This is a genomic window from Streptomyces chiangmaiensis, from assembly GCF_036281785.1.
GTDB lineage: Bacteria > Actinomycetota > Actinomycetes > Streptomycetales > Streptomycetaceae > Streptomyces > Streptomyces chiangmaiensis.
Map to the genome: position 1 here is coordinate 1 of NZ_JAYWVC010000654.1, position 844 is coordinate 844.

An 844-nucleotide genomic window follows, 5' to 3' on the forward strand; every position below is an offset into this window, starting at 1 on the left:
GGTCGTGTCCCTTGTCGTGGTGTAGCCGATCAATTGGACGTTGTGTTGGTGGTGTTGGGTAGTCCGGGGGCGCTTTCGGGGAGCTCGGCGGGGTAGATCTGGTCCATGCTGCCCTCGGGGAGGTAACGGCGGGGGAAGGCGATCCACTCGTCGTGCATTTCGAAGAGCACGGCGGTGACCAGCCGCAGCAGCGCGTCGTCGTTGGGGAAGACCTGGACGACGTCGATGCGACGCTTGATTTCTCGGTTGACCCGCTCCAGTGGATTTGTGGACTGGATCTTCTTCCAGTGGCGTTCCGAGAAGGCCGCGAAGGCCGTCAGGTCGTCCTTGGCCTCCAGGAGCATCCGTTTGACCTGGGGGGACTGTGTGCCGAGCATGTCGGCGACCGTGTCGAGCTGGCCGCGGACGGCGGCCTGGTCGGGCTGAGCGAAGATGGTGCGGATGGTGGCGGCGACCATCTCGGCGGCGTCCTTCGGGATCACGCCGAAGACGTTGCGCAGGAAGTGCACCCGGCAGCGCTGGTAGGAGGCGCCGATCATGACCTTGCGGATGGCCTTGACCAGGCCCGAGTGGTGGTCGCCGAGCACGAGCCGGACCCCGTTCAGGCCGCGTTCGCGCAGGTGGCGGAGGAACTGGGTCCAGAACACCTCGGTCTCACTGTCGCCGACCATTACACCCAGCACCTCTCGGCCGCCGTCCTCGGTGATGCCGGTGGCGATCACCACGGCCCGGGAGACGATCTGGTGCGCGACCCTGGCCTTGCAGTACGTCGCGTCCAGGTACATGTAGGGGAACCGAACGTGGTCCAGGGGCCGGGTGCGGAAAGCGGTCAGCTGGGTGTCCA

Annotated in this window: 1 protein-coding gene; it reads right to left on the reverse strand. The window is 66.0% G+C overall.

The genetic code is table 11. The annotated features are described in order from the left end of the window. Positions 1-29 precede the first annotated feature (29 nt). A partial coding sequence (locus VXC91_RS46225) for an IS256 family transposase (RefSeq protein ID WP_329513307.1) occupies positions 30-844 on the reverse strand: 815 nt, incomplete at its 5' end.